The sequence below is a fragment of the Sphingomonas metalli genome (genome assembly GCF_014641735.1).
Taxonomy (GTDB): Bacteria; Pseudomonadota; Alphaproteobacteria; order Sphingomonadales; family Sphingomonadaceae; genus Sphingomonas; species Sphingomonas metalli.
On record NZ_BMIH01000001.1, the window covers coordinates 895,451 to 921,388 of the forward strand.

Genomic DNA, 25,938 nt, shown 5'->3' on the forward strand with positions numbered 1-25,938 from the left:
CGCGGATGCTTCGGCTTCTGCTTTCGTCATCGTTGCATTCTAGCAATTGCAGTCGATCGCGCCCAGCGGCAGCAGCGGGCTGCAAGCCAACCGCCTTCAGTCCACCTTGTTCGAGCCCTGTCCGCATGGCATGCCGCCCGGGCCACCCGGAGCTTAGCCGCGACGGATGGTCCCCGCGCGGGGTCTCAGGCTGACCGGTTCGCCGGGTGGCCTGCGAAATAGAAGACCTTCGGGGAATACGCGGGGCGCAGACGCCTGAGCTGCGCGGCTAACCACCCGGTACCAGGTGGTGCGCCAGGCGACCCGCCAGCGTGTTCCCCGAAGCCACCACCACCCAGATCCTGCGGCCGCAAAGGCCAGGACCCTGCCGATCGCGTCGATCGGCGGCCACTCAGCGCGCGTAGCCGACGTGCTCCTCACCAGAGAGCTGAGCCAATGCCCATCACCGCAAACCCTCCCGCGGCTTACCTCGGGGGCAAGCGCAACCTTGCGCGCCGCCTATGCGCGCTCATCGAGACGATCGACCACCGCCAATATATCGAGCCGTTCGTCGGCATGGGCGGCGTGTTCCTGCGCCGCGCAACGCACGCGCCGATCGAGGTCATCAACGATCTGTCCGGTGACGTCGCCAACCTCTTCCGCGTCGTGCGCCGGCACTATGAGCCGCTCGTCGACGCACTCCGCTGGCTTCCCGCCAGCCGGGACGAGTTCGACCGCCAGCTTCGCATGGATCCGGAGGCGCTCACCGATATCGAGCGGGCGGTCCGATTCCTCTACGTCCAGCGCCTGGCGTTCGGCGGCCGCGTCGAGGGGCGCACGTTCGGCGTCCGGAAGGATCAGTCGTCGCGGATCCAGCTGTCCCGCCTGCGGGCAGATCTGCGCGCGCTCAGCCGTCGCCTCGAGCCGGTGACGATCGAGCGCCTGCCCTACCAGGACGTGCTGCGCCGCTATGACGGGCCCAAGGCGCTCTTCTATCTCGACCCGCCCTATGATGAGACCGAGGGATATGGCGTCGCCTTCGGCCGCGACGAATATGTCCGCATGGCCGACCAGCTCGCCGGCATCGCCGGGCAATTCGTGCTGTCGATCAACGCGACCGACTTCGTGCGCGAGACCTTCGCTCGTTTCTCGATCGAGGAGGTCGACACGACCTGGACGCTCGCATCGGCGACTGCCGGCGCCAAGCGCGTGACCGAGCTGATTATCCGCAGTGCGCCGCGCTAAGGCTGGGGTATCTCGGCCGCGAAACAGGGGTATCGAGCGGCTATAAGCCGCAGAAATGCGCGGTCGCGGCGGAGGACCTCTCCGCCGTCAATGATCCGAAATCTCGACTGTAACGCTCACGCGTCTGGCTTCGCTCTTGTGCCGATCATAGACGGTTGCAGTTACGATCGTCTTGCCGAACTCCTCTTTAGGACCATCGCTCAGTACCGCGAAAATGGCTCGCATCGCTGAGCTACATGCTGCTGAAAGATCACGCTCGAGGTGATCCGCCGTTGCAGCGATCTCCCCGCAATCTAATCGAACTAGGAACTGCCGCATCGAGCGACTCTGCTCGCAGGTTTCGACCGCGGCCATAATCAGGATCATAAGTCGATGCTGACAAACGCCGCGGTGAAAGCCGCGCGGCCGCAGGCGCGCGCCTACAAGATCTTCGACGGACACGGCCTGTTCCTGTTCGTGGCGCCGACCGGGCTGCGTTCCTTCCGCATGCGCTTCCGCCTCGCCGGCAAGGAGCAGCTGCTGACGATCGGCACCTGGCCCGAGCTGTCGCTTGTCGACGCTCGGGCCCGCTGCGAGGTTGCGCGCGAGCAGCTCGGCCGCGGCGAGGATCCGCGCACCGCCGGCGCGGCGTCCGCGGCCGAGATGACCGTCGAGCGCGCGGCGCGCGCCTGGCACGCGCACCGCCGGGGCGACTGGACGCCGGTCCACGCGGCCGACGTTATTGCCAGCCTTGAGCGAGACATCTTCCCGGCGATCGGAGCGATGCCGCTCGACCAGGTCACTCGGCCGATCGTGCTGAAAACTCTGCGCGCGATCGAGGCGCGTGGCCGCGTGGAAACGGCGCGCCGGATCCAGCAGCGCGTCAACGCGGTCTTCGCCTTCGCCCGATCGGAGGGCTGGTGCGATCACGATCCCGCCGGCGACGTCGCCGAGGCGCTGAAGCGCGCCCGCGCCCCGCGGCGCCAGCCGGCGATCGTCGACGCCGGCGAGCTGCGCCAACTGCTCGCCGCGGCCGAGCTGGTCGACGCGCCGATCGCGGTGAAGCTCGCCTCGCGCTTCCTCGCTTTGACCGCGGTCCGCCTCGCCGCGGTGCGCGGCGCGCGTTGGTCGGAGATCGAGGACCTGGACGGTGCGGCGCCGATCTGGCGCGTGCCGGCCGCGCGCATGAAGCTGGCGGCGGCGAAGAAGGCGGACGCGTCGAACGATCACCTGGTCCCGTTGTCGCCGGCAGCCGTGGAGGTTCTCAGATACGTGCGCGCGCGCGTATCTCCTGACATTCCCGTCCTGCACATCTTCCCCGGTACCGGCGACGCGGCGCCGATCGCCGAGGGCGCGATCGGCCGGCTCTATCAGCGGGCCGGCTATGCCGGCCGGCATGTGCCGCACGGCTGGCGCGCCAGCTTCTCGACCATCCTCAACGAGCGGCTGCCCGGCGAGCGCGGCGCGATCGATCGCGCGCTGGGGCATGTCGGCGGCGGGCGGGACGACGAAGCCGAGGGGATCAACCGCAAGGTCGAAGGCGCGTACAACCGCGCCGCTCACCTGCCCCGCCGGCGCCGCCTGTTCGAGGAATGGGCCGCGATCCTCGCGGCCGACGATTGCGCCGGGGGCGACGCCAGCGGATAGATCGGCACGGATCCTGCTCGTCCCCCCCGATAGCCCCGGGGCGGCGCAAGCCGCCACGCTCCGACCGCCGATTCTTGGCGATCGGATGGATAGGTCGGGCCCTTTCGGCCTGGGGGGACCGTCATATCGGAGCATGGACCCGCCTAAGCGGGGCCATTCCTCATCTCCTTAGATCCTGAAGGTGGATAGAGCACATTCTATGTGTTCGCGTTTGCGAGCATGGCGTCGACCCGGGCGAGCGCAGCGCGTAGAGCGGGCGACTGGATCTCGGCCGTTGGAGCTTCGCTCATGGCCCGCGCGGCAGCGTTGCCGAGCCGGCGCATCTTGGCCGCCAGGATCTGGGCGAAGCGTTGCCAGACCTTCGGGGCCATTCGGCGCCGGTTGTCGAAGAAATAGGCGTTGGACGTCTGCTCGCGCTGTGGTGCGAATTCGCCGTCGTTGCCGGTCTTGATCGTTCGCCGAACCCAATCGATGAAGCCGTGGTGCTTCAGCCGGCGTAGCGCGGCGACCACGCTGTTGCGGTGACAGGCGGCCTTGGCCGCGATCGCCTCGATCGCCGGGAACAGCCGGCCGGTCTTGAAGTCGACGAAGCGCAGCAGCGCCTTCAGGACGCGCAGGTCGACCAGCTGCAGGCGCTGGCGGCCAGTCTCGATCAGCTCGCGCAGCGGCGCCAGCTCCTGCCGTATCGTCGCAGCGCGGCCGACCGGCAGTCCGCCGGCGTCCAGCTCGGCCGAAAGCGCGTCAAATCGCGCCCGCGCCTCGCGCAGCTTGGCTGCCGGCGTCTCCCGCCTCCCCAGCTCGAACAGCTCCTCCGCCGATGTGAGCAGCGCCTCGCGGTGCGCTAGCCCCTCCCCAGTCGTGCCGTCGCCTATGCGCCCCCATGGCTTCGCCCGGGGATCGTCCTGATCGTAACTGTCGCGGCGGGGCACGCGGCGCCCCTCGCCCTGGTCCGGGCCGCGCCGGGTCTTGGTCAATGCGCCAGCGGCGCCCTTCAGCAGATTTGCGACGTCGCGTCGTGAAGGCGCGCCAGTCGAGGAGGTATACGACATCGTGTCGGCTCCCGGATGGGAAGTCGATGGGCGCACGAAAGCGCCGGCCGAAACGGTGTCGTCGACCGCGCGCATACGTGATGGCGATGGCGTGCGGTGCGCCTAGATGTCAGTGGTGGGCTTCGGCGCAGTTTCGGCGTCGGCCGAAATCACGCACGAGTTTCCGCGGCTTTTTGCGGGGTCAACGAGGGCGCCGGAAGTCAGAAACCGGCGGAAATCCGCGCTAGCGCCTTCGTTGACATCGCAGGGGTCGCAAGTTCAATCCTTGCCACGCCCACCATCGACGGACCTGCCACGGGTTTCGACCCGGCAGGTCCGTCGTTTCCCCCCCAAGAGCGTCGGCACGGATCGCCAAGACCCGCAGCAGCGGTTCAGCCTTGGGCTGCGTTTAGCAGATCGAACCTGTATCGCGCGATGAAGGCTGGGAGATCGGCCGGGGATGCGATGGACACGCTCGGCGCGGCGGCGTCGGCGCTGGCGTCACTCGACACCTTGACCCAGCCATAGCCCGCACTCTCGGTGACATAGAGGATCAGCCGCTCGATCGCATGCTGCAGTGTCCCGCTGACCTGACCCAGCTCCGCGGGAAAGTCGTTCGGCTGAAGTCGCAGGTCCAGCAGGGGCTTGAGCGCTGCGGGCCGGAACCAGAACATCGATCCGGACGGCATGTCCAGCACAAGTCGCGGAGAGAGCGCGATCCCCATCCTCTTGGCGAGTCCCCTGGCCAGCCGATAGTTGCCGTCCCAACTGATCAGATGCCGTATCGGCGCGAAATGCTGCGCCATCACGATCCCGATCGAGGGATCGGTCGCGAAGACGGCGAGGATGCTCGCAACGGTCGCCGGCGAGCCGACCAGCGACTGCGTTAGCGACTCGAACCATTGCCGGCCGATCGTCGAGGTCAGGCTTCGCTTGCTATGCAGATAGAGGATCAGGTCATAGCCATCGTAGACATCGGTGAAGGTCGTCAACTTGGGCGCGATATCCCGGCCGCGATTGTCGCAGAGGCGGACATCGACCCTTCCCCCGGACCATGTCGAAAATGCCCGCTCGATGATCGCCGACTTTTCGGCGGTGTCGGTCGAGATATAGACATCCACCGGACGGGGAATGTTCGCCATCAGCTGCTTCAGCTCGTCGGCCATCTCTTCATGGAAGAGGTGGCAGATGACGGCGATGCGGCCATCGAACCCCGGATCGACCTCATAGTCGAACGGCACCAGCATGCTGGCATCGGGCGCGCCGTCCGGCCGGGGACGCCCCCTGACGCTGAGCGCTTCGATCATCCCCCGCGCGATGCGGCGCTTGATCTTCGCGACGATGCGGTTTGCTGCAGGCATCAGGCATATTCCCGTAAGGATGATCAGAGTGACGACGCGACGTGAAGAGTTGGTGGGCGCGCAGGATCGCCCTTCTCAGCCCTCGCGCGGCGTCATTGCCCGTCTCCGGACCGGCCGGCGTGCAAATCACGTCGGAAGTCGTCGTATACGCAGCGAAGAAAGGCGCTGTCGTCCTCGGCGGAGACATGGCTGAACTTGGCGAAGAGCGACTTCTTCACGAAGGGGAATTTCATCTTCACCAGATCGACCGGCGCGAAGACCGTCAGATCGTCCTGCCCGTGCCAGATCGACCCGACGCTCATGTGCTTGGCGGCTACGTTCGCCAGCCGGGATTCCTGAAGCCGCACGACAGCCATATATTTGGAATAGGCGCGCGTCTCCGGGAACACGCTGCGCAGATGTCGCATCCGCGCCATATCAACGCCGCGGAGCAGAAAGGCGTAGGACTGGATATGGCTCCCGCGGGTCTCGCAGCTCGTCAGGCCGGTAAGGTCCCAGGGCTGTGCCTCCAGAAGAGCCGCCAGGTCCGTGATCGGGCCCAGTACCGAATCGTTGAGGACGATGACGTCGCTGCCGGGCGAATGCCGGGCGATATGCCATAGGCCGATCGCATAGCCCGAAAAGTCGTAGCCTTGCGGCTGCTTGACGATCAGCGCGTCGCAGAGCGGCTCGAGCCTGTCCGCGACGTCCGCGAGACGGGAAGAGGCCGCGACGATCATCAGCTTGCGGCCGCCGCGCTTCAGCGCCTCGATCGTCACGCGATGGTCGTCCGAGACGATGCCGTCCGGCAGGAAGCAGAAGAAGAGGATCCAGTTCGCCGAAGGCCGCACCGCCTTGACCACCGTATGAGCCGGGGCGCGTTCTGCATCGAGCAGCCGATGTACCACGCGGCGCGCCCGCAACTTCAGCGAGGAACCGTTCGTCCTGAAGTCGACAGCCATCGGATACCCTATCGCTGGCCGAGCGTGCCACGCCCATGCGCGACGGCCCGGCCGCGGCCCCTCGCGATGTCATATGGTGTGGATCGGGGATAGACCATGAGCTTTCAGCCTCGTGGCGCTCCGCTGATCCGCACCTTGCGGCGCTGGTCGGCGCAAGGCTACTTAGCCTCACCGCCCTCCGCGCGCACCCGCTTTTTCGGCAGTTCCCGACCCGACCCATCGACCGCATCAACCCTCGCGGGAGCGAAACCCGGCTGCACACCAGGGTCTCGCCGCCAATAGGGGCTTTGGCAGATTGGCTTCCGCCGTCGGATCGCAGCCGGCTCGGGAACGCCCGCGCCGCTGGTTCGTCCGGACAGGACTTTCCCCAACGAGGCGAACGACATGGCCAAGCTCGACGGATTGCGCGTCGTCATCACCGGCGGCTCCAGCGGCATCGGCGCGGCGACCGCGATCGCCTTTGCGAAGAAGGGCGCCCGGCTGGTGCTCGCGGCGCGGGGCGAGGCGGGGCTGAAAGACATCGCCCGGCGCTGCGGCACGGCCGAGACGCGCGTGGTCGACGTCACCGACGCCGCCGCGGTCGCCGCCTTCGCCGCGGAGGCGCGGGACCTGATGGGCGGGATCGACCTGTGGTTCAGCTGCGTCGGCGTCGGCGTGGTCGGCAAGTTCCACGAGGTGCCGATCGCCGACCATGCGCGCATCATCGACGCCAATCTGACCGCGCACATGAACGAGGCGCATGCGGTGCTGCCGATCTTCCTCGCGCAGGATCGCGGCACCTGGGTCAACATGATCTCGGTCGGCGGCTTTATCGCGACGCCCTATGCGGCGGCCTATGCCGCCAGCAAGTTCGGGCTGCGCGGCCTGTCGCAGGCGCTGCGCGGCGAGGTGTCGAAGCACCCGCACATCCATATCTGCGACGTCTACCCGACCTTCGTCGACACGCCGGGCATCGACCATGCCGGCAACTATACCGGCGCGCGGCTGACCCTGCCGCCCGGCGCGCTGGCGCCGAAGACGGTGGCGAAGGCGGTCGTCCGCCTCGCCCGCCACCCGCGCAACACGACCGTGGTCGGTGCGCCGGCGATCGCGCTGAAGCTCGGCCAGCTCGCCGCGCCCAATCTGATGGCGGCGATGATGAACGGCTTCATGGACGTCTGGTCCGCCCGCGCGCCCAAGGGCGCGGACTCGGCCGGCGCGCTCTACGACCCGCCCGAGGGCGCGAGCGGCCCCGACGCCCACCGCCGCGACCCGCACCGCGGGCGCAAGACCGCCGCCGCCGCGGCGGGCCTCGTCGCTGTCGCGGGCCTGGGCGCATGGCTGTGGCGCCGCCGGTAACCCCGGACGGCCGCTATATCGTGGTCCGCGGCCGGCTGTGGCGGCGCGCCAACCCGAATCTTCCCGAAGCCGAGCGGCAGGCGCATGTCGCCGCCCTGATGCAGGCGCGCCGCGCCGTCCGCGCTGCGCTGGGGGCCGGAGATGCGGCGGCGCTGAAGGCCGCGCGGGCGGATGTGGACGCCGCGAAGGTCGCGCTGGGCGAGCGTGGGCCGGTGTGGTGGGAGGATAGCGAGGATCTCAACCGGCATATGGTCAGGAATACGCGGTATGCGGATTGGTTTGCGGGGGTGAAGGGAACGCCGGCCGGGACGGTAGCAAGTCGCACTGAGACTTGAAATGTCGGGCAGGCATGAAGTGTGAAATCCGTTAATGTTGACATCGGCTGTAACGCAAATCCTGATATTACGCATCATAACTTAGATGAAAGCACGCTTTCCCGTTCGTGCTGAGCGAAGTCTAAGCACAGGTTGGTCTGAATCTCCTCGACTGCAATCAGGTAGAACGTCCAGATGTAGGCCAGCCCCAACACAGCTTACCGTAAACAAAGAGGCTTCATTGCCGTTCTTACAAAAAACGGCAACCTAGTCTCTGGGGTGTTACAATGAATATCAATGCATTAGGCGCGTCTCGACTTGCCGCTGTGCGACCGCCACAGCTTGTGACGCCGGCAATTCAGCCACCCCAGGTCGATTCAACCCAGCAGCAGCCGGAGACGCCGAAGCCAAGCGCTGCCGATCCGGCTTCGGGTGGCCGAACCATCACAGCATGGACGCCGGGCGGCAAGCAGCTATTCACCGCGAACCTCTTGCCGGAGCCGGCAAAGGGCGAGCCTCTTTCGGAGGCCGCCCTCGCAGCCCAAGAGGAGTTTGCGAAGTATGCCCGCGACGGCCTCAGCATGATGCAGGAAAACGATGGCCCGATCGTGTATCTCGACCCGGAAACGGGTGAGATTGTGGGAACCGTTGCCGTCAAGAAAGTCCCGGACTCCATTACCGCTGCAATGTACGATACCGGCCCCAAGAGCACGGCCGTCCATTCCGTCGACCGGGAGCCGCCGGAACCGGAGCCTGTCGCGGCGAATACGATCCTGGCCTCTGCCGCCGGCGCATTGGACGATGCCGGGTCATCCAGCCAATCCGTCGAATCGATGATCAAGAACCTGCTGGACGATGGCGCGGTACGCGATCCAAGCGCTGATCAGGCGCTGGCATCGGCGCTGAAACCCGACGGAGTGGGCTTGCCGCGCGTCGCATAGGCGGGCGTCAACGCCACGTCGAAAACGGTCACGCCCGGGGACGAAGGTGCAACCTTACAAATTTGCCTGCTCCGCCTCCGGCAAATCCACATCCGGCGGATAGTAGAGCGCCGCGCACTCGTCGCGCAGGCAGCCGCCCTCGATCACCACGTCGTCGCGATACGCATCCGCGATGAACGCCAGCGTATCCACGTGCCGCGCCTCGAAATACATCCGGTGCACGTCCTCGCGCCCGGCGCCGTAGACGACGCGGCCGACCTTCGACCAGATCGTTGCCATGGTGCACATGCCGCAGGGCTGGAGCGTCGAATAAAGCGTCGCGCCGCGCAACTCCATCTCTCCGCTCGCCTCGCAGGCGCGGCGGATCGCCATCATCTCGGCGTGCGCCGTGGCGTCGGGCAGTTGCTCGGTCTGGTTCGGCTCGGCCGACAGGACCCGCCCGTCGAGCACGATCACCGAACCCAGCGGCGAGTCCGCGGGGTCCGATCCCTTGGTCTTCGCGACCGCGATCGCCATGCGCATCCAGCGCTCGTCATCCTCCGTCATGTCCGCTCAACGCAGCGGGCGGCGCGCCGGTCCCTTCCGATGCAGCCCCGTCCGGTGCGGCCCCGATCGCCGCGGCGGCGAGGCCGCGGACATCGACCCGCGCCTTCAGCCGCGCGGCGAGGAGCGCGGTGCCGCTGACCTTGCGCTGGACGAACAGCGTCTCGACATGCGGCACGTGCCAGGTGTCGCGGTCGGCGATCATCGCCTTCGCCTCCTCGCGCACCACCGGCACGAAGGCGCGGTCGCCGAAGTCGAACGCGCCCGGCCGGTTGAGCGCGGCATCGATCGCGGCGATGATCCGGTCGATCGCCGGCCGATGCGCCGCCGCCGCGGCTTCGCCGAGAAAGCCCGTCTCCACCGCAATGGCGCGGATCCGGTCGAGGTCGCGGGCCAGCCCCGCCTCGATCAGCCGGCGATAGGCGCCCGCCGTCTCCGCCGGCACCGCGCGGGTCGCGCCGAAATCGAGCAGCACCAGCGCGCCCGTGTCCGGCTGCCAGCGGTAATTGGCGAAATTGGGGTCGGTCTGCATCGCGCCGAACGCGAACAGCTCGCGCAGCACCAGCGTGATCAGCGCGGTCATCGCCGCGTCGCGCGCCGCTTGCGGCGCCTCCGCCAGCGCCTCGATCGGGCGACCCTCGACGAAGCGCATCGCCAGCACGCGGCGGGTGGTCAGCACCTCCTCCAGCTCCGGCACGACATAACGCGGATCGCCCGCCAGCCGTTCGCCGTAGAGGCGCATCTGCTCGCCCTCGCGGACATAGTCCGCCTCCTCGGCGAGCTGGCGCTTGGCTTCGGACAGGAGCGGGGCGAGGTCGATCGCGGGCGGCAGCACGCCCGACAGGCGGAGCAGCGTCGCGACATTGTCGACATCGGCGTCGATGCTCTCGGCGACGCCCGGGTACTGGACCTTGATCGCCAGGACGCGGCCGTCGGGCAGCGTCGCGCGATGGACCTGCCCGATCGAGGCGGCGGCCATCGGCGCGGCCTCGAAATGGCGGAAGCGGCGGCGCCAGTCGGCGCCCCATTCGCGCGCCAGCACCTGGTCGAGCTGGCGCGGCGGCATCCGGTACGCCTGGTTGCGCAGCCGCGCGAGGATCGCGGAGAGCTCGGGCGGCAGCACGTCGCCCGCGTCCATCGAGATCATCTGCCCCAGCTTCATCGCCGCGCCGCGCAGGTGCGACAGGCGATCGGCGACGCGCGCGGCATTGGCGGGGGTGAGGATGAGATCGCTCATCGCCGGCCGCTCGCCGGCGGCAAGGCGGCGCGCGCCCTCGGCCAGCATCCCGCCCGCGACACCGCCCGCCAGCCGCCCGAAACTGCCCAGCCGCGCGATCCGGCCGCTCGGCACCGCCCGGTGGCGCGCCGCGCCGACTTCCTCGTCATCCTGCATGACCGCCCAAGCGCGGCAGCGGCGCCGGCGGTTCCCGCGGCCGCACGCCTGCGAGGCTCCCTGTGTAGCCTCGGTTGCCTTCCGTCCGGATTTCGACATCAAGGCCTCGGAAACCCTGCAAAAATACCAGCGAGCCGGTGCAGATCGATCATTGAGGGCGGCGGTTGGGCGGCCCTAGCATGGCGCCCTCCCCATTCCCGAAGGACTATGGCCATGGGCCGATCGATCCAGGAAGAGCGCGACTATCTGGTCGCCCGCAGCGCCGATCATCGCCGGATGGCCGGCCGCGCCCGTGGCGCGCCGCAACGTGCGCTCCACGAACGGTTCGCGGCCCTCTACGCCGCGCGGGCCGACGCCCTTTTGGTAGAAGTCGACTAGTACCCCGCGCAAAAATACCAGGAACGACCTAACCTATTATAGGTTTAGCTCGACGAACCGGTCGCGTGGCGCGGCCGGTCGAGCGGAGAGGTCGTGTGTCACCCATCATCGTCAGCATCGGCGCCCGCCCCGCGGCAGCGACGTGCGCGACGCTGCGGGCGTGGTTCGCCGCCGGCCTTGATCCGCAAGCAGCCGCAGCCGCGACGCGCGGTGCGGCACCGGTGCCGGGTTTCGACGGAGCCGCGCGATGCGGCAGCCGGTCGTTCTGACCCGTCCGCACCGCTTTCCCAGGACGGAGACTTCATCATGAACAAGCATGAACTCAACGGTGGCGCCCGCTATGTCGCGGGCAAGGTCGAGAAGACGGTCGGCGATGTCGTCGACAGCCGCACATGGCAGGTGGACGGCGTGGTCGACCAGGTCGCGGGCGGCGCCGAGCACGCCTACGGCCGCGCCCGCGCCATCGCCGCGGAGGTCGCCGATGCGACGCCCGGCCTGATCGAGGAAGCACGCGAGCGGGTCGGCGGTGCCGCCGCCCGTTCCGCCGAGAGCGCGAAGCGCGGCGGTCGCGCCGCTGCCGACGCGGTGCGCGGCAACCCGGCCGTGGTCTGGGCGGTCGCCGCCGCGCTGGGCGGCCTCGCGCTCGGCTGGCTGGCGCGCGGGCAGCGGGGCTGATCGGTCGCAAGCCTTGGCTACGACGCTCAAATCCTTGCGGGAGACGGTCGATCTCCGACACCTTCGCCAGATCATCGCCGGTCTGGACGAGGGAGTGATCCTGGTCGACCCGGACCAGAGCCTGCTCTGGGCGAACGAGGCCGCGCTGACCATGCACGGCGTCGAGCGCCTGGAGCAGCTCGGCACGACGGTCGACGACTATCGGGCCCGCTTCCAGCTGCGCTACCGCAACAATCACCGGCTCGAGGCGGACGATTATCCGATCGAGCGGGTGGTGGCGGGCGACCGCTTCTCGGAAGTGGTGGTCGAGGTCACCGTCGCGGGCGAGGACGCGCCGCGCTGGGTCCATCAGGTCCGCAGCCTGGTGCTGAACGACCGGGACGAGGACGCGCCCTCCTGCGTCGTCCTCGTCATCCAGGACGTGACCGACCGCTATCAGGCGGAGGACCGGTTCGAACAATCGTTCAACGCCAATCCCGCCCCCGCGGTGATCTGCCGCCTCGCCGACCTGCGCTTCGTCAAGGTCAATCAGGGGTTCGTCGAGATGACCGGCCACGACAAGGGCCAGCTGCTCTGCAAGACGATGTACGACATCGACGTGCTGCGCGGCGCCGAGCGGCGCGATCTTGCGAAGGAGCGACTGTCCGAGGGTCGCACCATCCCGCAGATGGAGGCGGAGCTGGAACTGCCCGGCGGCGGCACCAAGCTGGTGATCGTCGCGGGCCAGCCGATCGAGATGGACGACCAGCCCTGCATGCTCTTCACCTTCGCCGACCTCGAGCCGCGGCGAAAGGCGGAATCGGCGCTGCGCCATAGCGAGGAACGGTTCACCCGCACCTTCCAGATGGCGCCGGTGCCGATGGCGATCGGCGCGCGCGACGGGCATCTGCTGTGCGAGGTCAATGCCAGCTTCACCGCCCTGACCGGCTATGGCTCGGCGGAGATCATCGGCCGCTCGCTCGCCGAGGTCGAGCTGTGGGCGCACGAGCCCGGCCGCCGCGATATCGAGGAGGCGATCGAGAGCGGCCGCGACCTGCGCGGCCACGAGGCACGGATCACCGCCAAGGATGGCGGCCGGATCGACTGCCTCGTCTCGACCGAGGCGATCCGGCTGGGCGAGGATGCCTGCGTGCTCTGGGCCTTCCAGGACATCACCCAGCGCAAGGCGACCGAGCTCGAGCTGGTCGAGGCGATCGAGGCGGTGATGAAGGATACGAGCTGGTTCAGCCGCTCGATCATGGACAAGCTCGCCCGGCTGCGCGCGCCCCAGCCCGATGCGGCCGGCGCGGGACTGGACGATCTGACGGCGCGCGAGCGCGAGGTGCTGGCGCTGATCTGCCGCGGGCTCGACGACAAGAGCATCGCGCGCAGCCTGGGCGTCTCGGGCAACACGGTGCGCAACCATGTCGCGCGCATCTACGCCAAGATCGGCGTCAACCGCCGCACCGCCGCCGCCGCCTGGGCGCGCGCGCGCGGCTTCGACGGCGAGGCGACCGCGGTGAGCCATCGGGAGGTCCCGGCATGAACGACGCACCGGAGAGCCGCCCCGGACAGGACGAACCCGGCAACGACCGGGACGAGGATGACCTGCGCCGCGCCAAGGGCGCCGCGCGCGAGACGATCGGCAAGCTGATCGGCGACGATGCCGCCGTCCGCGAAGGCCGCAAGCAACAGAAGGACGCCGGCGGCAGGCCCGCCGGCGCCGGAACGGAACAGGAGTGAACATGGCTACCAACTTGATGCCCGGCACGGTGCCGGTCGCTGATGCGCTAGGGGCCCGCGCCGGCCGGCGCGTGTCGTGGGGCGCGATCTTCGCCGGCGTGGTGATCGCCGTCGCGGTGCAGCTGCTGCTCGGGATACTGGGCACCGGCATCGGCCTGTCGATGGTCGACCCGGTCGAGGGGACGACCCCGGGCGCGACCGGCTTCGGCATCGGCGCCGGCCTCTACTGGCTGGTGACGACGATCGTCGCGCTGGGCGCGGGCGGCTATGCCGCAGCGCGGGTCTCGGGCGTGACCGAGCGGTTCGATGCGCTGGTCCACGGTCTGGTGGTCTGGGGCGTCACGCTGATCCTGACGCTCTATCTCCTCACCTCGGCGGTGGGCGGGATCATCGGCGGCGCGTTCCGCACCGTCGGCAATGTGGCGGGTGCCGCCGGGTCGACCGTGGGCGCCGCCGCGCCGCGGGTCGCGCAGATCGCCGGCGTCGACGCGGGCGACGTTCGCGAGGAGGCCGCGGCCTATCTGTCCGACGCGCCCTCCGATCCGGCGCAGATGACGCCCGAGCAGGCGCAGAAGGAAATCGCCCGCCAGCTGCCCGCGCTCGCCCGCGGCGGCCAGGACGGCATGCGCGCCGAGAGCCGCATCGTCGACATCGTCGCCGCCCAGCGCAAGATCAGCCGCGGCGAGGCGCAGGCCCAGGTGACCCGCGCGAAGGCCGATTTCGTCCGCACCAAGGACAATGCGATCGCGACCGCCAAGTCGGCGACCGACGCGGCGGCCGGCGCGGCGGCCAGCACCTCCTTCATCCTCGTCTTCGCCCTGCTGGCCGGGGCCGGCGCGGCCGCCTTCGGCGCGACGGTGGCCACTCGCCGCCGGATGCGCTGAGTAACCGCGGCGGGCCGGCGTACCGGGCCCGCCGCCCCCCCCCCATTCCCTAAATTTCCAAGGAGACGATCATGACCCGCAAGATCATCCTCGCCACCGGCCTCACCGCGATGCTCGCGCTGACCGCCTGCAACACCGTCAACGGCGCCGGCCGCGACCTGCGCTCGGCCGGCAGCGCGGTGTCCGACGCCTCGGGCCAGTCCAAGAAGAAGTAAGCGGCGGGATCGGCCGCCCCACGGCCGGCCCGGCGTACGAACCCCTTCCCCCTTCGCGGGGAAGGGGTTTTTCCTGTGTAGCGCCATGGCCGCACGCCGCTCCACCGCCTCGCCGATACGGCGACGGGCCGGGCAGGCGCATGGACGGTCTCCAGCGCCGTTCCCCTGCATCCCAACATCCTGTGTATCGCCCCGCCGGCGATCGCCTATATCCTAGCGGCAAGCCGAAAGGATCCGCCGCACCTTGGACGTCGTCACGCTCTGCCTGTTCCTGCTGCTCGCGGTCGTCGTCAGCGGCATCGTCTCGCGGCTGCTGCCGTCCGCCCTGCCCCGGCCGCTGGTGCAGATCGCATTGGGTGCACTGATCGGCGGCTTCGCCCACGTCCGGGTGGAGCTCGATCCCGAGCTGTTCTTCCTGCTGCTCGTCCCGCCGCTCCTCTTCCTCGACGGCTGGCGCATCCCCAAGGACGAGCTGCTGCGCGACGCGCGGACGGTGCTGGGTCTGGCGCTCGGCCTCGTCTTCCTGACCGTGCTGGGGGTGGGGCTGTTCGTCCACTGGCTGATCCCGGCGATGCCGCTGCCGGTCGCCTTCGCGCTCGCCGCGGTGGTCTCGCCGACCGATCCGATCGCGGTCGGCGCGGTCGCGCAGAAGGTCACGATCCCGCGCCGCATGATGCACATCCTCGAAGGGGAATCGCTGCTCAACGACGCCTCCGGCCTCGTCTGCCTCCGTTTCGCCATCGCCGCGGCGCTGAGCGGCAGCTTCTCGCCATCGGCGGCGGCGACCACCTTCGCCTATACCGCGGTCGGCGGGGTGGCGGTGGGCGCCGGGCTGACCTGGGCGGTGGTGCGCGGCAAGGCGCTGCTCGCCCAGCGGTTCGGCGACGAGGTGGGATCGAACATCCTGATCAGCCTGCTCATCCCCTTCGGCGCCTATCTGGCGGCCGAGCACATCCATGCCTCCGGCGTGCTGGCCGCGGCGGCGGCGGGGATCGCGATGACCTTCGCCGGCAGCGGCGCGGCGGTGGGCGCCGCCACCCGCATCCGCCGCCGTGCGGTGTGGGACATGCTGCAGTTCACGCTCAACGGCGTGGTCTTCGTCCTGCTCGGCGAACAGCTGCCCGACCTGTTCCATGGCGCCCGCCGCGCGATCGCCGACACCGGCCACGACAGCGGCTGGTGGCTGCTCGCCTATGTTCTCGCGATCGTCGCGGTGCTGGCGGCGCTGCGCTTCGGCTGGGTGTGGCTGTCGCTGCGCTTCACCCTGTTCCGTGCGCGGCTGAGCGGCCGGTCGCCGGCGGGCAGCCCGCCGCGGCGGGTCGTCGCCGCCATGTCGGTGGCGGGTGCGCGCGGCGCGATCACGCTGGCCGGCGCGCTCACCCTGCCGCTGACCCTGAACGACGGCAGCCCGCTTCCGGCCCGCGACCTCGTCATCCTGCTCGCGTCCGGAGTGATCCTCGCCTCGCTGGTGATCGCCGCGGCGGGGCTGCCGCTGCTGCTGCGCGGACTGCGCCTGCCGAGCGATGCGGGCCTCGCGGCGGAACGCGACCGCGCCCGCACCATCGCCGCGCGCGCTGCGATCCTGGAGATCGAACGCGTCCGGCACGCGATGTGCGCGGAGGGCGAGGACCCCGACCGCGCCACCGAGGTCGCGGCACGGCTGATGGAGCAGTATCGCGAGCGGATCGAGAGCCTGGGCGCGGACGAGGAAGCCCGCGCCGAGCAGAACCACGACCGCGCGATCGAACGCAGCATGCGCCTCGCCGCGATCCGCGCCGAACGGCAGGCGATCTTCGACCTCGCCCGCCAGCGTGAGCTGGGACTCAGCGTCGCCGAGCAGCTCGGCCGCGAGCTCGACCTCGCCGATGCCCGCTGGAACCGCATGGCGATGTGACAGCCGGCGTTCGCGCAATGTTCCACGTGAAACATCGCCGGGAATCAGCATCGATCGGCAGTATATTCGGGCACCGGCTGTCGGCGATGCGCTGGTTTGCGCCCCCGCCGTTGCGGATCGGCAGGTTCTGCGAGAGGGAGAGGCCGCCACTGGTCTGCGCGTTTGCGAGGGTCCGCCGATGTCTTCCGCAGTTATCGTTGCTGCCGCGCACGCCCAGCCGACACCCGTTTCGTCGGCACAAGAACCACACTTCGTGTCCGATTTCGCGTCTGCGCCGCGTACGTGCGCCGTCCTGCAGGCCGCATATACCGCAGCGAGCGGAGCCAAGACGCTCGCCTACCCTCCCGTCGTTCTGATGGAAGATCGAAGGCTGCACCCCGAAGGCTTCGTGACTTCCTATCCCGCCGAACTGCCGCTGTCCCGCCACGGTTTCGATGACCTCGTAGCCGAAGCGAAGCGGTACGACTTTCCGAACTTCAAGCCGGCTTGTGCATGGCAGGGCAGCCCGGGGCCGAGGGTCGATGGTGAGGGCACACCGACCTTTGTCAGTTTCACGAGCCCCATCTTCTCCTCCGACGGTCGTCTGGCGATCCTGCAGGTCTCGTTCCGGATACAAGGCTGGGGCGGCCACGGCGAAATCTGCGTGGTCCGCCAGCACCGTCGGGGCTGGCGCGCAAGGTGCCGAGCCGGTTGGATGACATAAGGTCATCGATCACCCACACAGCGGCGGCCACAAGCGGGCAGACCGTCCCTCACCTTGATCGCGAGACCGGACGTATCGGCGCGGGATGCAGCGTATAAGGGGCATCTGACTGCGCCGATCGCGCTGACTGCAAGTGCGAAGGCTCAGCGGGAGCATGCTGTGCGCCATCGCCTTAATAACGCTCGTTATTTTCGGCAGCGAAACCGGCCGGCCCGCTCCTGCATTCGGGATCCGGCGCGGAACTTCTGCGGCAGGAACTCGCTTTCTACGACGCGGGCGCGATGGCGTTCTCCGCGGCAGAAGGGGCGTTCCAGAATGGCCTTTGGCCGGTTTCCTGCGGCTAAGGCCGTACCCTTGGCGCTGCTGGCCGCAGTGTCCGGCTGCGCGCCGACCAGCGTGCTCGCGCCCGAAGGTCCCGTCGCCGCCGCCAACCGCCAGATCCTGTTCAACTCGCTGGCGATCATGCTGGCGATCGTCGTGCCGACGATCATCGCCACCCTTGCCTTCGCCTGGTGGTTCCGCGCCGGCAACAGCAAGGCCAGGTACCAGCCGCACTTCGTCTATTCGGGCAAGATCGAGCTGATCGTCTGGTCGATCCCGATCATGATCATCCTGTTCCTGGGCGGCGTGATCTGGGTCGGCAGCCACGACCAGGATCCGCGCCGCCCGGTCGCCGCCGCGCCGGGCCAGACAACGCCGCCGCTGGAGGTGCAGGTCGTCTCGCTCGACTGGAAGTGGCTGTTCATCTACCCCGGACAGGGGATCGCGACGGTCAACCGGCTGGTGCTGCCGGTCGGGCGGCCGGTGCGGTTCCGGCTGACCAGCGCCAGCGTGATGAACACCTTCTTCGTGCCGCGGCTGGGATCGATGATCTACACGATGAACGGGATGGAGACGCAGCTGAACCTGCGCGCAGACCGGGTCGGGCGGATCTGGGGCCAGTCCTCGCACTATAGCGGCGACGGGTTTTCCGACATGAACTTCGCGGTCGACACGGTGAGTGCCGCCGATTTCGACCGCTTCGTCGGCACGGTGCGCGGCGGCGGGCCGGTGCTCGACGTGCCGGGCTATGCCGCGCTCGCCCGGCAGAGCCTCGACGTCCACCCGTTCAGCTATCGCGCCGCCCAGCCCGGCCTGTTCGACGCGATCGTGTCGCAGCAGCTGAAACCCTCGGCGGGACCGCAGGAAGGGCGCGGCGGTCCGCAGGTGTCGCCCAAACCGCCGGAGATGGGATGATGCTGGGTAAACTCGACTGGAGCGCCATCCCCTTCGACCAACCGATCCCGCTGGTCGCGGCGGGCACGGTCGGCCTGATCGGGCTGGCGACGCTCGTCTGGATCACCCGCAAGGGACATTGGCCCTATCTGTGGAAGGAATGGATCACCAGCGTCGACCATAAGCGGATCGGCGTGATGTACACGACGCTGGCGCTGGTCATGCTGATCCGCGGCTTCGTCGATGCCATCATGATGCGCACGCAGCAGTCGATCGCGACCGGCGGCGCGCAGGGCTATCTGCCGCCCGAACATTACGACCAGCTCTTCTCCGCCCACGGCACGATCATGATCTTCTTCGGCGCGATGCCGTTCATCGTCGGGCTGATGAACTTCGTCGTGCCGCTGCAACTGGGGGTGCGCGACGTCGCCTTCCCGACGCTCAACTCGGTCAGCTTCTGGCTGACCGCGGCCGGCGCGCTGCTGGTCAATATGAGCCTCGTCATCGGCGAGTTCGCGCGCACCGGCTGGCTGCCCTATGCCCCCCTGTCGGAGACGAGCTATTCGCCGGGCGTCGGCGTCGACTATTATCTCTGGGCGATCCAGATCGCGGGCGTCGGCACGCTGATGTCGGGGGTGAACCTCGTCACCACGATCCTCAAGATGCGCGCGCCGGGCATGTCGTACCTCCGGATGCCGATGTTCTGCTGGACGGCGCTCGGCTCGAACATGCTGATCGTCGCCGCCTTCCCGATCCTGACCGCGACGCTCGCGATGCTGACGCTGGACCGCTATTTCGGCTTCCACTTCTTCACCAACGATGCCGGCGGCAACATGATGATGTTCATGAACCTCATCTGGGCCTGGGGGCATCCGGAAGTCTATATCCTGATCCTGCCCGCCTTCGGCATCTTCTCGGAGATCTTCTCGACCTTCTCGGGCAAGCCGCTGTTCGGCTATCGCTCGATGGTCGCGGCGACGCTGTTCATCGTCGTCGTCTCCTTCACCGTCTGGCTGCATCACTTCTTCACCATGGGCGCGGGCGCGGACGTCAACGCCGCCTTCGGCATCGCCACCTCGGTGATCGCGGTGGGCACGGGGGTGAAGGTCTTCAACTGGCTGTTCACCATGTATGGCGGCCGCGTCCGCTTCCCGACCCCGATGCTCTGGTCGCTCGCCTTCATGGTCGTGTTCGTGATCGGCGGGATGACGGGGGTGCTGCTGGCGGTGCCGCCGGCCGACTTCATGCTCCACAATTCGCTGTTCCTGGTGGCGCACTTCCATAACGTGATCGTCGGAGGTGTCGTGTTCGGCGCCTTTGCCGGCTACACCTACTGGTTCCCCAAGGCGTTCGGCTTCCGGCTCGACGAGACCTGGGGCAAGCGCGCCTTCTGGCCATCGCTGATCGGCTTCACCCTCACCTTCGGCGCGCTCTACGTGGTCGGGCTGGAGGGGATGACCCGCCGGCTCCAGCATGTCGAGGTGGAGGAATGGGTGCCCTGGCTCCATGTCGCGCTGGCGGGCGTCGGCTTCATGCTGGTCGGCGTCGTCGCGCAGGTGATCCAGCTCGTCGTCAGCATCCGCAATCGCGAGGCGCTGCGCGATACGACCGGCGATCCGTGGGACGGCCGCAGCCTCGAATGGTCGACCGCTTCGCCGCCCCCGCACTTCAACTTCGCGGTGCTGCCCGACGTGCATGGCGAGGAAGTCTATTGGGGCATCAAGCAGAAGGCGATCGAGAGCCAGCAGCTCGCCGAGGCGCCCGCCTATGAGCATATCGTCATGCCGCGCAACAGCGCGACCGGGGTCGTCACCGCCTTCTTCGCGACCGCGATCGGCTTTGCGCTGATCTGGCATATCTGGTGGCTGGCGGGTCTCGGTTTCGTCGGCGCCTACGCCACCTTCGTCGTCTTCGCCTGGCGCAAGGAAGAGGAATATGAGGTGCCCGCCGACGAGGTGAGGGAGGCCGATCACGCCCGCCGCGCCGCGCGCGAGGCGTGGCTGGCCCAGCATCGCGACGAACAGGTGCCCGCATGACCGCCGCCGCGACCGCACCCGGCAGCCACGGCAGCGACCCTTACGCGCTCGGCCGCGACAAGGAGGGCGAAGGCGGCGGCCACGGCCATGGCCAGGCGACGGGCCGCGGCGAGGGCGGCCCCGCCTCCAAGCGGATCGTCGTCGGCTACGGCTTCTGGATCTATCTCCTGTCCGACATCATCATGTTCTCCGCCTTCTTCGCCGCCTATTCGGTGCTGGCGAAGCAGACCGCGGGCGGCCCGACCGGCGCGGAGATCTTCGGCCGGGGCCGGGTGGCGATCGAGACGGGCTGCCTGCTCCTGTCCAGCTATACCTGCGGCCTCGCCAGCCTCGCGGCCGCGCGGAAGGAGGCCAAGGCGACGCTCGCCTGGCTGCTCGCGACCGGGCTGCTCGGCTTCGCCTTCCTCGCGATCGAGGTGCAGGAGTTCGCCAGCCTGATCGGCGAGGGCGCGGGGCCGCAGCGCAGCGCCTTCCTGTCGGGGTTCTTCGCGCTGGTCGGGCTGCACGGGCTGCATGTCGGCGTCGGGCTGCTGTGGCTGGGCACGATGATGGCGCAGATCTGGTCGCGCGGCTTCCGGCCGGAGGTCGAGCGGCGGCTGCTCTGCTTCAACCTCTTCTGGCACGCGCTCGACATCGTCTGGGTCGGCGTCTTCTCGATCGTCTATCTGCTGGGGACCATTGGATGAGCGACCGCAAGCCGCCGCAGGACCAGGGCGACACCATTCCCGGCGATGAATCACCCGACACGGTCGGGCCGCAGGGGGCCATGGGCTATACGCTCGGCCTGTTCCTCGCCGCGCTCCTCACCGCCGCCTCCTTCTGGGCGGCGTCGACCGACCTGATCTGGGGGCCTGCCGTGCCCGCCGCGATCGTGGTGCTGGCGGTGGCGCAGATGGGCGTCCACCTCGCCTTCTTCCTCCACATCACGACGGGGCCGGACAATACCAACAACGTCATCGCGCTGGCGTTCGGCGTGTTCGTGGTGGTGCTGGTGATCGTCGGATCGGTGTGGGTGATGACCCATCTCGACCACAATATGCACAACATGCCGGCCGAGGCGATGATGCGGATGCGGTGAGGGTTGCCCTTCCCTCACACAACCCCGGCCCGTTCGTGCCGAGCTTGTCGAAGCACTGCTTTCCTTTGGCCGGAGCGCTCGTGGCAAGAAGAAGAACGATGCTTCGACAAGCTCATGACGAACGGTAGAGGATGGCTTTGCTCCTCACCGCCATCATCCGCCGGTTGACCCCCGAACATGCCCCTGACCGACATCGCCACCCGCACCTACGACCATGGCTTTCGCCTCGATCCGATCGTGCGCAGCCTGCTCGACACCGATTTCTACAAGCTGCTGATGCTCCAGTTGATCTGGAAGCGGCATCGCGAGACGCAGGTGACCTTCGCGCTCATCAACCGCACCCGCTCGGTCAGGCTGGCGGAGGTGATCGACGAGGGCGAACTGCGCGCGCAGCTCGATCATGCGCGCACCATCCGCTTCACCAAGAAGGAGCTGATCTGGCTGGCGGGCAACAGCTTCTACGCCAGGACGCGGATGTTCCGGCCCGAGTTTCTCGAGTGGCTCGCCGGTTTCCGCCTGCCGCCCTACCAGCTGCACGTCGAGGACGGGCAATATGCACTGACCTTCGCCGGTGCCTGGGCGGAGACGACCATGTGGGAGATCCCGGCGCTCGCGATCGTCAACGAACTCCGCTCGCGCGCCGCGACACACGGCCGCGGGCGGTTCGCGCTCGACATCCTCTACGCCCGCGCCAAGGCGAAGATCTGGGAGAAGGTGGAGCGGCTGCGCGCGCTGCCCGATCTCGCCCTGTCGGACTTCGGCACCCGGCGTCGGCACGGTTTCCTGTGGCAGCGCTGGTGCGTCGAGGCGCTGAAGGAGGGGCTGGGCGAGCGGTTCATCGGTACCTCCAACGTCCTGCTCGCGATGGATGCCGATCTGGAGGCGATCGGCACCAATGCGCACGAGCTGCCGATGGTCGCCGCCGCGCTCGCCCCCGACGATGCCACGCTGCGCGCCGCCCCCTATCGCGTGCTGGAGGAATGGCGCGAGGATTATGACGGCAACCTGCTGGTGGTGTTGCCCGACGCCTTCGGCACCGAGGCCTTCCTGCGCGACGCGCCCGACTGGGTGGCGGACTGGACCGGCTTCCGCCCGGACAGCGCACCCCCGATCGCGGCCGGCGAGCGGATCATCCGCTGGTGGCAGGACCATGGACGCGATCCCCGCGGCAAGCTGCTGATCTTCTCCGACGGCATGGACGTCGACACGATCGAGACGGTCTACCGCCATTTCCAGGGGCGGGTGCGGATGAGCTTCGGCTGGGGCACGAACCTCACCAACGACTTTCGCGGCTGCGATCCCGAAGGCGGCGACGCGCTCGCACCGCTGTCGCTGGTCTGCAAGGTGGTGGAGGCGAACGGCCGGCCGGCGGTGAAGCTCTCCGACAATCCCGCCAAGGCGACCGGCGACCCGGCGGAGGTGGCGCGGTACCTCAGCGTGTTCGGCGAGGACGGGCGGATCACGCAGACGGTGACGGTGTGATGGGATCTCCCCCCTCCCCTTCAGGGGAGGGGCCGGGGGTGGGGCCTGCCCGCAAGCGGTACCTTCGCGGCGACGCCCCACCCCAACCCCTCCCCTGAAGGGGAGGGGCGAAGAATGGCCTCAAATCTCCAGCGCCACGAACACCGCGCCGGTGCGCTCCTTGTCCTGCGCGGTGTCGAACGCCTCGTTGATCCGCTCCAGCGGGAAGCGATGGGTGATCAGCTCCTGCGTGCGCAACTTGCCACGCGCGACGAGGTCGAGCACCTCGCCCTGTTCCGCCCGGATATCGCGCATCGCGAAGCTGGCGCTGGGGATCAGGCGGATCTCCGACATCTGGATGCGCTGCCATTCGAGCGGGATCGCCGTCTCGCCGGCATCGAAGCCGCCGACGATCACCACCGCGCCGCCGCGCCGCGCCATTCTCGTCGCCTGTGGCAGGGTGGTCGGCATCGACTCCCCACCCGCGCATTCGAAGGCGATGTCGACGCCCATGCCGCCGATGAAGTCCTTCACCGCCTGCACCGGATCGGCGCTGCCCGCATCCACCACGGCATCCGCGCCGAGCCGCCTGGCAAGCCCCAGCGAATGCGCCACCGTGTCGATCACGATCACGTCGGCGCCGCTCGCCTTGGCGAGCATCAGCTGGCCGAGCCCGATCGACCCCGCGCCGATGATCGCGACCCGGTCGTTGATCGTCAGGCCGGACAGATGCTGGGCGTGGAGGCAGACCGAGAAGGTATCGATCAGCGCCGCATCGTCGAAGCCGACATGATCGGGCAGGCAATAGAATTTCTGCTGGGGGCCGACGACATATTCGGCATAGGCGCGCGACACGCTCTGCGTCCGCGTCGGATAGAGATCGGGGCAGAGATTGTAGCGGCGCGCGCGGCACCAGTCGCAATGGCCGCAGCCCAACACCGTCTCGATCACCACCCGGTCGCCCGGCGCGACGCGCGTGACGTCCTCGCCCACCTCCACCACCTCGCCGGCGAGTTCGTGCCCCATGATGTGACAGGCGAGCTCCGGCTCGTGCTTCTTCCAGTGGCGCAGGTCGGTGCCGCAGATGCCGGCGATCCGCACCCGCGCCCGCACCCAGTCCGGGGCGGGCAGACGCGGGGTTTCGACATCGGCCAGCTCGAACCGGCCGTCTTCGGTCTTCAGCGCGGCGCGCATCGTCATCCTCCGGGCAGATCAGGCATCAGGAAGGCGGCGCCGGGCACCTCCAGCACCTCCGGGTCGGGCAGCGGGCATCCCAGCGGGTCCAGGCGGAAGAGCGCGACGGTGCCGCTCTCCTCGTTGGCTACGGCGAGCCTGCCGGGCAGCGGCAGGATGAAACGGGGCGAGCGACCGCCGCTCGGCACATGCCCGATCAGCGACGGCATGCCCGTGGCGTCGAGCGCGAAGGTCGCGATGCTGTCATGCCCGCGATTGCTGGCGTAGAGGCGGGTGCCGGCCGGATCGAGCGCGATCGCGCCGCCCAGATTGTCCGATGGCGCATCCTCGGGTTCGATCGGCAGGATAGCCGCCGCGCGGAAGACGCCGCCATCGGGAACCAGCACGGTCAGCGTCGCATCGAGCTCGCTGACCAGATAGGCGACCGGCCGTTCGGGGTGGAAGGCGAGGTGGCGCGGTCCGGAGCCACGCGGCGCGGCATAGAGGCTGCGGACCTCGCCGCCCCCGCGGCCCGTCCGGCGCGCGAAGACGCGGTCGGCGCCGAGGTCGACGGTGATCAGGTCGCCTTCCGTCCCGAAGCCGACCCAATGCGCATGCGGCCCCGCCTGTCGCTCGGGATCGGGTCCGTCGCCGGGATCGTGCCAGCGTCGCGGCGTGCCGGGCAGACCGTCGGCGTCGAGCGGGAAGAGCGCCACGTCGCCGCTGGCGTAATTCGCGACCGCCACCGCATCCTCGGCAGGCGAAAGCGCGAGATGGCACGGTGCCTCGCCGCCGGAGGGCAGATCGTCCAGCACCGCCCAGCCGCCGCTAGCGCTGTACACGGCGATCCGCCCCGCCACCTCGTCGACCATATAATGGTGCCCGTGGCGTGCGGAGACGAGCCCGAACGAGGCATTGCGGACATGCCCGATCGGTGCACCCGTTCGCCAGATGCCGTCGGACACAGTCTCGATCCTTCCCCGCAGGGGGGAGGATTCGTTAGCCCCTTCAGAATCGCAGAACAGCGGCACCAGCCCCGCACCGCCCTTCGCGGCGTAGGTACCGACCAGCAGCCGGGTCACGGCAGCGCCTGGAGCCGCGGCTCGACCCTGAGCGTGACCACATCGACCCGCGGCGGGCGGGTAAGGATGAAGCCGGCCGCCTCGGCGATATCCTCGGCGAGCAGCATCTCGTGCCGGTCGATCTGCTGGCGCTGCTCCTCGGCCGGGGCGGATTGCATGTCGGTGCCGACCGTGCCCGGCTCGATCAGCGAGACGCGCAGGCCGCGCTCCGCCACCTCTTTCCGCAGGGTTTCGGCGAAGGCCTTCAGCCCTGCCTTGGTCGCCGAATAGACGCTTTCGCCCGGCGCATGGATCTCGGCGCTGATCGAGCCGATGATGACCACCTGCCCGCCCTCGCCCAGCCGCGCCAGCGCGGCCCGGGTCGCAGCCATCGCGCCTTCCAGATTGACCGCGAGGACGTAGCGCCACGCGGCGTCCTCCATCTGGTCGATCGGCTCGGCGCCGAGCGCGGCGTTCGAGATCAGTGCGTCGAGCCCGCCGAGCTTCGCATCCGCCTCCGCGAACAGCCGTTCGACCCCCTCGGGCGTGGCGATGTCCGCGGCGATGCCATGGACCTCGCCCGGCAGGCTCTCACAGGCTTTCAGCGCCTCGTCCAACGCCTCGGGGTCGCGGCCCAAAGTGACGATGCGCGCGCCTTGTTCGGCGAACAGCCGCACCATCGCGCGGCCGATGCCGGTGGTGCCGCCGGTGACGACGATCCGCTTGCCCTTCAT

Annotated in this window: 27 protein-coding genes; 18 read left to right on the forward strand and 9 right to left on the reverse strand. The window is 68.8% G+C overall.

The window, feature by feature from the left end; translation table 11 throughout:
* Positions 1–435 precede the first annotated feature (435 nt).
* Entirely contained in the window at positions 436–1,224 is a 789-nt protein-coding gene (locus IEX18_RS04560) for a DNA adenine methylase (protein WP_188657495.1), read from the forward strand.
* Between the two features lie 87 nt (positions 1,225–1,311).
* Here IEX18_RS04560 and IEX18_RS04565 read toward each other — a convergent pair whose 3' ends face one another.
* Entirely contained in the window at positions 1,312–1,590 is a 279-nt protein-coding gene (locus IEX18_RS04565) for a hypothetical protein (protein WP_188657496.1), read from the reverse strand.
* Positions 1,591–1,596: 6 nt separating this feature from the next.
* Here IEX18_RS04565 and IEX18_RS04570 point away from each other — a divergent pair, with 6 nt between their 5' ends.
* Positions 1,597–2,850 carry a tyrosine-type recombinase/integrase gene (locus tag IEX18_RS04570; RefSeq protein ID WP_188657497.1) on the forward strand — a complete coding sequence of 418 codons (1,254 nt, stop codon included), beginning with the start codon at positions 1,597–1,599 and terminating at the stop codon, positions 2,848–2,850.
* Positions 2,851–3,047: 197 nt separating this feature from the next.
* Here IEX18_RS04570 and IEX18_RS04575 read toward each other — a convergent pair whose 3' ends face one another.
* From IEX18_RS04575 to IEX18_RS04585, 3 genes are all read right to left on the reverse strand, one after another.
* Entirely contained in the window at positions 3,048–3,974 is a 927-nt protein-coding gene (locus IEX18_RS04575) for a helix-turn-helix domain-containing protein (RefSeq protein ID WP_188657498.1), read from the reverse strand.
* Between the two features lie 296 nt (positions 3,975–4,270).
* Positions 4,271–5,239 carry a rhamnan synthesis F family protein gene (locus IEX18_RS04580; protein ID WP_188657499.1) on the reverse strand — a complete coding sequence of 323 codons (969 nt, stop codon included), beginning with the start codon at positions 5,237–5,239 and terminating at the stop codon, positions 4,271–4,273.
* A 92-nt stretch (positions 5,240–5,331) separates the two neighbouring features.
* Positions 5,332–6,180 carry a rhamnan synthesis F family protein gene (locus tag IEX18_RS04585; protein ID WP_188657500.1) on the reverse strand — a complete coding sequence of 283 codons (849 nt, stop codon included), beginning with the start codon at positions 6,178–6,180 and terminating at the stop codon, positions 5,332–5,334.
* Between the two features lie 384 nt (positions 6,181–6,564).
* Between IEX18_RS04585 and IEX18_RS04590 the strand changes: the two genes are divergently transcribed.
* The 3 genes from IEX18_RS04590 to IEX18_RS04600 all read left to right on the forward strand — a co-directional run bounded on the left by IEX18_RS04590 (position 6,565) and on the right by IEX18_RS04600 (position 8,773).
* A complete protein-coding gene (locus tag IEX18_RS04590; RefSeq protein WP_188657501.1) occupies positions 6,565–7,518 on the forward strand; it encodes an SDR family oxidoreductase in 954 nt (317 codons plus the stop codon).
* Positions 7,497–7,853 carry a hypothetical protein gene (locus tag IEX18_RS04595; RefSeq protein WP_188657502.1) on the forward strand — a complete coding sequence of 119 codons (357 nt, stop codon included), beginning with the start codon at positions 7,497–7,499 and terminating at the stop codon, positions 7,851–7,853. The genes IEX18_RS04590 and IEX18_RS04595 overlap by 22 nt, the downstream gene beginning before the upstream one ends.
* A 266-nt stretch (positions 7,854–8,119) precedes the next feature.
* Positions 8,120–8,773 carry a hypothetical protein gene (locus tag IEX18_RS04600; protein WP_188657503.1) on the forward strand — a complete coding sequence of 218 codons (654 nt, stop codon included), beginning with the start codon at positions 8,120–8,122 and terminating at the stop codon, positions 8,771–8,773.
* A 54-nt stretch (positions 8,774–8,827) separates the two neighbouring features.
* On the opposite strand, the gene IEX18_RS04605 is transcribed toward IEX18_RS04600, so the two are convergent.
* A complete protein-coding gene (locus IEX18_RS04605) occupies positions 8,828–9,319 on the reverse strand; it encodes a nucleoside deaminase (RefSeq protein ID WP_188657504.1) in 492 nt (163 codons plus the stop codon).
* Positions 9,306–10,709 (reverse strand): ABC1 kinase family protein, encoded by a 1,404-nt coding sequence (locus IEX18_RS04610; RefSeq protein WP_188657505.1) that lies wholly within the window; start codon positions 10,707–10,709, stop codon positions 9,306–9,308. Before IEX18_RS04610 ends, IEX18_RS04605 begins: the two co-directional genes overlap by 14 nt.
* Before the next feature lie 213 nt (positions 10,710–10,922).
* On the opposite strand from IEX18_RS04610, the gene IEX18_RS04615 reads away from it, so the two are divergent.
* The 13 genes from IEX18_RS04615 to pncB all read left to right on the forward strand — a co-directional run bounded on the left by IEX18_RS04615 (position 10,923) and on the right by pncB (position 22,991).
* A complete protein-coding gene (locus IEX18_RS04615; RefSeq protein WP_188657506.1) occupies positions 10,923–11,087 on the forward strand; it encodes a hypothetical protein in 165 nt (54 codons plus the stop codon).
* Positions 11,088–11,393: 306 nt separating this feature from the next.
* Positions 11,394–11,762, forward strand: a complete 369-nt coding sequence (locus IEX18_RS04620) for a CsbD family protein (protein ID WP_188657507.1) — start codon at positions 11,394–11,396, stop codon at positions 11,760–11,762.
* Positions 11,763–11,775: 13 nt separating this feature from the next.
* A complete protein-coding gene (locus tag IEX18_RS04625) occupies positions 11,776–13,287 on the forward strand; it encodes a PAS domain S-box protein (protein ID WP_188657508.1) in 1,512 nt (503 codons plus the stop codon).
* Positions 13,284–13,484 (forward strand): hypothetical protein, encoded by a 201-nt coding sequence (locus tag IEX18_RS04630; RefSeq protein WP_188657509.1) that lies wholly within the window; start codon positions 13,284–13,286, stop codon positions 13,482–13,484. Before IEX18_RS04625 ends, IEX18_RS04630 begins: the two co-directional genes overlap by 4 nt.
* Positions 13,485–13,486: 2 nt before the next feature.
* Positions 13,487–14,368 (forward strand): hypothetical protein, encoded by an 882-nt coding sequence (locus IEX18_RS04635; RefSeq protein ID WP_188657510.1) that lies wholly within the window; start codon positions 13,487–13,489, stop codon positions 14,366–14,368.
* 71 nt (positions 14,369–14,439) lie between these two features.
* The gene (locus IEX18_RS04640; RefSeq protein ID WP_188657511.1) at positions 14,440–14,583 is read left to right on the forward strand and encodes an entericidin A/B family lipoprotein; all 144 of its coding nucleotides are present in this window, start codon (positions 14,440–14,442) and stop codon (positions 14,581–14,583) included.
* A gap of 244 nt (positions 14,584–14,827) precedes the next feature.
* Positions 14,828–16,477 (forward strand): Na+/H+ antiporter, encoded by a 1,650-nt coding sequence (locus IEX18_RS04645; protein ID WP_188657512.1) that lies wholly within the window; start codon positions 14,828–14,830, stop codon positions 16,475–16,477.
* A gap of 253 nt (positions 16,478–16,730) precedes the next feature.
* Positions 16,731–17,180, forward strand: coding sequence for a hypothetical protein (locus IEX18_RS04650; protein WP_188657513.1), 450 nt, complete (start codon positions 16,731–16,733; stop codon positions 17,178–17,180).
* Between the two features lie 354 nt (positions 17,181–17,534).
* Entirely contained in the window at positions 17,535–18,416 is an 882-nt protein-coding gene (cyoA, locus tag IEX18_RS04655) for a ubiquinol oxidase subunit II (RefSeq protein ID WP_229664358.1), read from the forward strand.
* A complete protein-coding gene (cyoB, locus tag IEX18_RS04660) occupies positions 18,416–20,431 on the forward strand; it encodes a cytochrome o ubiquinol oxidase subunit I (protein ID WP_188657839.1) in 2,016 nt (671 codons plus the stop codon). Before cyoA ends, cyoB begins: the two co-directional genes overlap by 1 nt.
* On the forward strand, positions 20,428–21,117 hold the full coding sequence (cyoC, locus tag IEX18_RS04665; RefSeq protein ID WP_188657515.1) for a cytochrome o ubiquinol oxidase subunit III: 690 nt from the start codon (positions 20,428–20,430) through the stop codon (positions 21,115–21,117). The genes cyoB and cyoC overlap by 4 nt, the downstream gene beginning before the upstream one ends.
* Complete coding sequence (cyoD, locus tag IEX18_RS04670; protein WP_188657516.1) at positions 21,114–21,509, forward strand: cytochrome o ubiquinol oxidase subunit IV; 396 nt, start codon at positions 21,114–21,116, stop codon at positions 21,507–21,509. Before cyoC ends, cyoD begins: the two co-directional genes overlap by 4 nt.
* Before the next feature lie 177 nt (positions 21,510–21,686).
* Positions 21,687–22,991: a nicotinate phosphoribosyltransferase gene (pncB, locus tag IEX18_RS04675; protein WP_188657517.1), complete on the forward strand. Its 1,305-nt coding sequence runs from the start codon at positions 21,687–21,689 to the stop codon at positions 22,989–22,991.
* Between the two features lie 120 nt (positions 22,992–23,111).
* Here pncB and IEX18_RS04680 read toward each other — a convergent pair whose 3' ends face one another.
* From IEX18_RS04680 to IEX18_RS04690, 3 genes are read right to left on the reverse strand one after another with little or no spacing between them, the layout of a single operon-like run.
* On the reverse strand, positions 23,112–24,170 hold the full coding sequence (locus tag IEX18_RS04680) for a zinc-dependent alcohol dehydrogenase (protein WP_229664359.1): 1,059 nt from the start codon (positions 24,168–24,170) through the stop codon (positions 23,112–23,114).
* The gene (locus IEX18_RS04685) at positions 24,167–25,225 is read right to left on the reverse strand and encodes a lactonase family protein (protein WP_188657518.1); all 1,059 of its coding nucleotides are present in this window, start codon (positions 25,223–25,225) and stop codon (positions 24,167–24,169) included. The genes IEX18_RS04680 and IEX18_RS04685 overlap by 4 nt, the downstream gene beginning before the upstream one ends.
* The gene (locus IEX18_RS04690; protein WP_188657519.1) at positions 25,222–25,938 is read right to left on the reverse strand and encodes an SDR family oxidoreductase; all 717 of its coding nucleotides are present in this window, start codon (positions 25,936–25,938) and stop codon (positions 25,222–25,224) included. Before IEX18_RS04690 ends, IEX18_RS04685 begins: the two co-directional genes overlap by 4 nt.

Excerpts from the sequence above, each read along its gene's own strand:
- IEX18_RS04560 (WP_188657495.1), top strand. The coding sequence starts at position 436 with ATGCCCATCACCGCAAACCCTCCCGCGGCTTACCTCGGGGGCAAGCGC.
- IEX18_RS04565 (WP_188657496.1), bottom strand. The coding sequence starts at position 1,590 with ATGATCCTGATTATGGCCGCGGTCGAAACCTGCGAGCAGAGTCGCTCG.
- IEX18_RS04570 (WP_188657497.1), top strand. The coding sequence starts at position 1,597 with ATGCTGACAAACGCCGCGGTGAAAGCCGCGCGGCCGCAGGCGCGCGCC.
- IEX18_RS04575 (WP_188657498.1), bottom strand. The coding sequence starts at position 3,974 with ATGCGCGCGGTCGACGACACCGTTTCGGCCGGCGCTTTCGTGCGCCCA.
- IEX18_RS04580 (WP_188657499.1), bottom strand. The coding sequence starts at position 5,239 with ATGCCTGCAGCAAACCGCATCGTCGCGAAGATCAAGCGCCGCATCGCG.
- IEX18_RS04585 (WP_188657500.1), bottom strand. The coding sequence starts at position 6,180 with ATGGCTGTCGACTTCAGGACGAACGGTTCCTCGCTGAAGTTGCGGGCG.
- IEX18_RS04590 (WP_188657501.1), top strand. The coding sequence starts at position 6,565 with ATGGCCAAGCTCGACGGATTGCGCGTCGTCATCACCGGCGGCTCCAGC.
- IEX18_RS04595 (WP_188657502.1), top strand. The coding sequence starts at position 7,497 with ATGGCTGTGGCGCCGCCGGTAACCCCGGACGGCCGCTATATCGTGGTC.
- IEX18_RS04600 (WP_188657503.1), top strand. The coding sequence starts at position 8,120 with ATGAATATCAATGCATTAGGCGCGTCTCGACTTGCCGCTGTGCGACCG.
- IEX18_RS04605 (WP_188657504.1), bottom strand. The coding sequence starts at position 9,319 with ATGACGGAGGATGACGAGCGCTGGATGCGCATGGCGATCGCGGTCGCG.
- IEX18_RS04610 (WP_188657505.1), bottom strand. The coding sequence starts at position 10,709 with ATGCAGGATGACGAGGAAGTCGGCGCGGCGCGCCACCGGGCGGTGCCG.
- IEX18_RS04615 (WP_188657506.1), top strand. The coding sequence starts at position 10,923 with ATGGGCCGATCGATCCAGGAAGAGCGCGACTATCTGGTCGCCCGCAGC.
- IEX18_RS04620 (WP_188657507.1), top strand. The coding sequence starts at position 11,394 with ATGAACAAGCATGAACTCAACGGTGGCGCCCGCTATGTCGCGGGCAAG.
- IEX18_RS04630 (WP_188657509.1), top strand. The coding sequence starts at position 13,284 with ATGAACGACGCACCGGAGAGCCGCCCCGGACAGGACGAACCCGGCAAC.
- IEX18_RS04635 (WP_188657510.1), top strand. The coding sequence starts at position 13,487 with ATGGCTACCAACTTGATGCCCGGCACGGTGCCGGTCGCTGATGCGCTA.
- IEX18_RS04640 (WP_188657511.1), top strand. The coding sequence starts at position 14,440 with ATGACCCGCAAGATCATCCTCGCCACCGGCCTCACCGCGATGCTCGCG.
- cyoB (WP_188657839.1), top strand. The coding sequence starts at position 18,416 with ATGCTGGGTAAACTCGACTGGAGCGCCATCCCCTTCGACCAACCGATC.
- cyoC (WP_188657515.1), top strand. The coding sequence starts at position 20,428 with ATGACCGCCGCCGCGACCGCACCCGGCAGCCACGGCAGCGACCCTTAC.
- cyoD (WP_188657516.1), top strand. The coding sequence starts at position 21,114 with ATGAGCGACCGCAAGCCGCCGCAGGACCAGGGCGACACCATTCCCGGC.
- pncB (WP_188657517.1), top strand. The coding sequence starts at position 21,687 with ATGCCCCTGACCGACATCGCCACCCGCACCTACGACCATGGCTTTCGC.
- IEX18_RS04680 (WP_229664359.1), bottom strand. The coding sequence starts at position 24,170 with ATGACGATGCGCGCCGCGCTGAAGACCGAAGACGGCCGGTTCGAGCTG.
- IEX18_RS04690 (WP_188657519.1), bottom strand. The coding sequence starts at position 25,938 with ATGAAGGGCAAGCGGATCGTCGTCACCGGCGGCACCACCGGCATCGGC.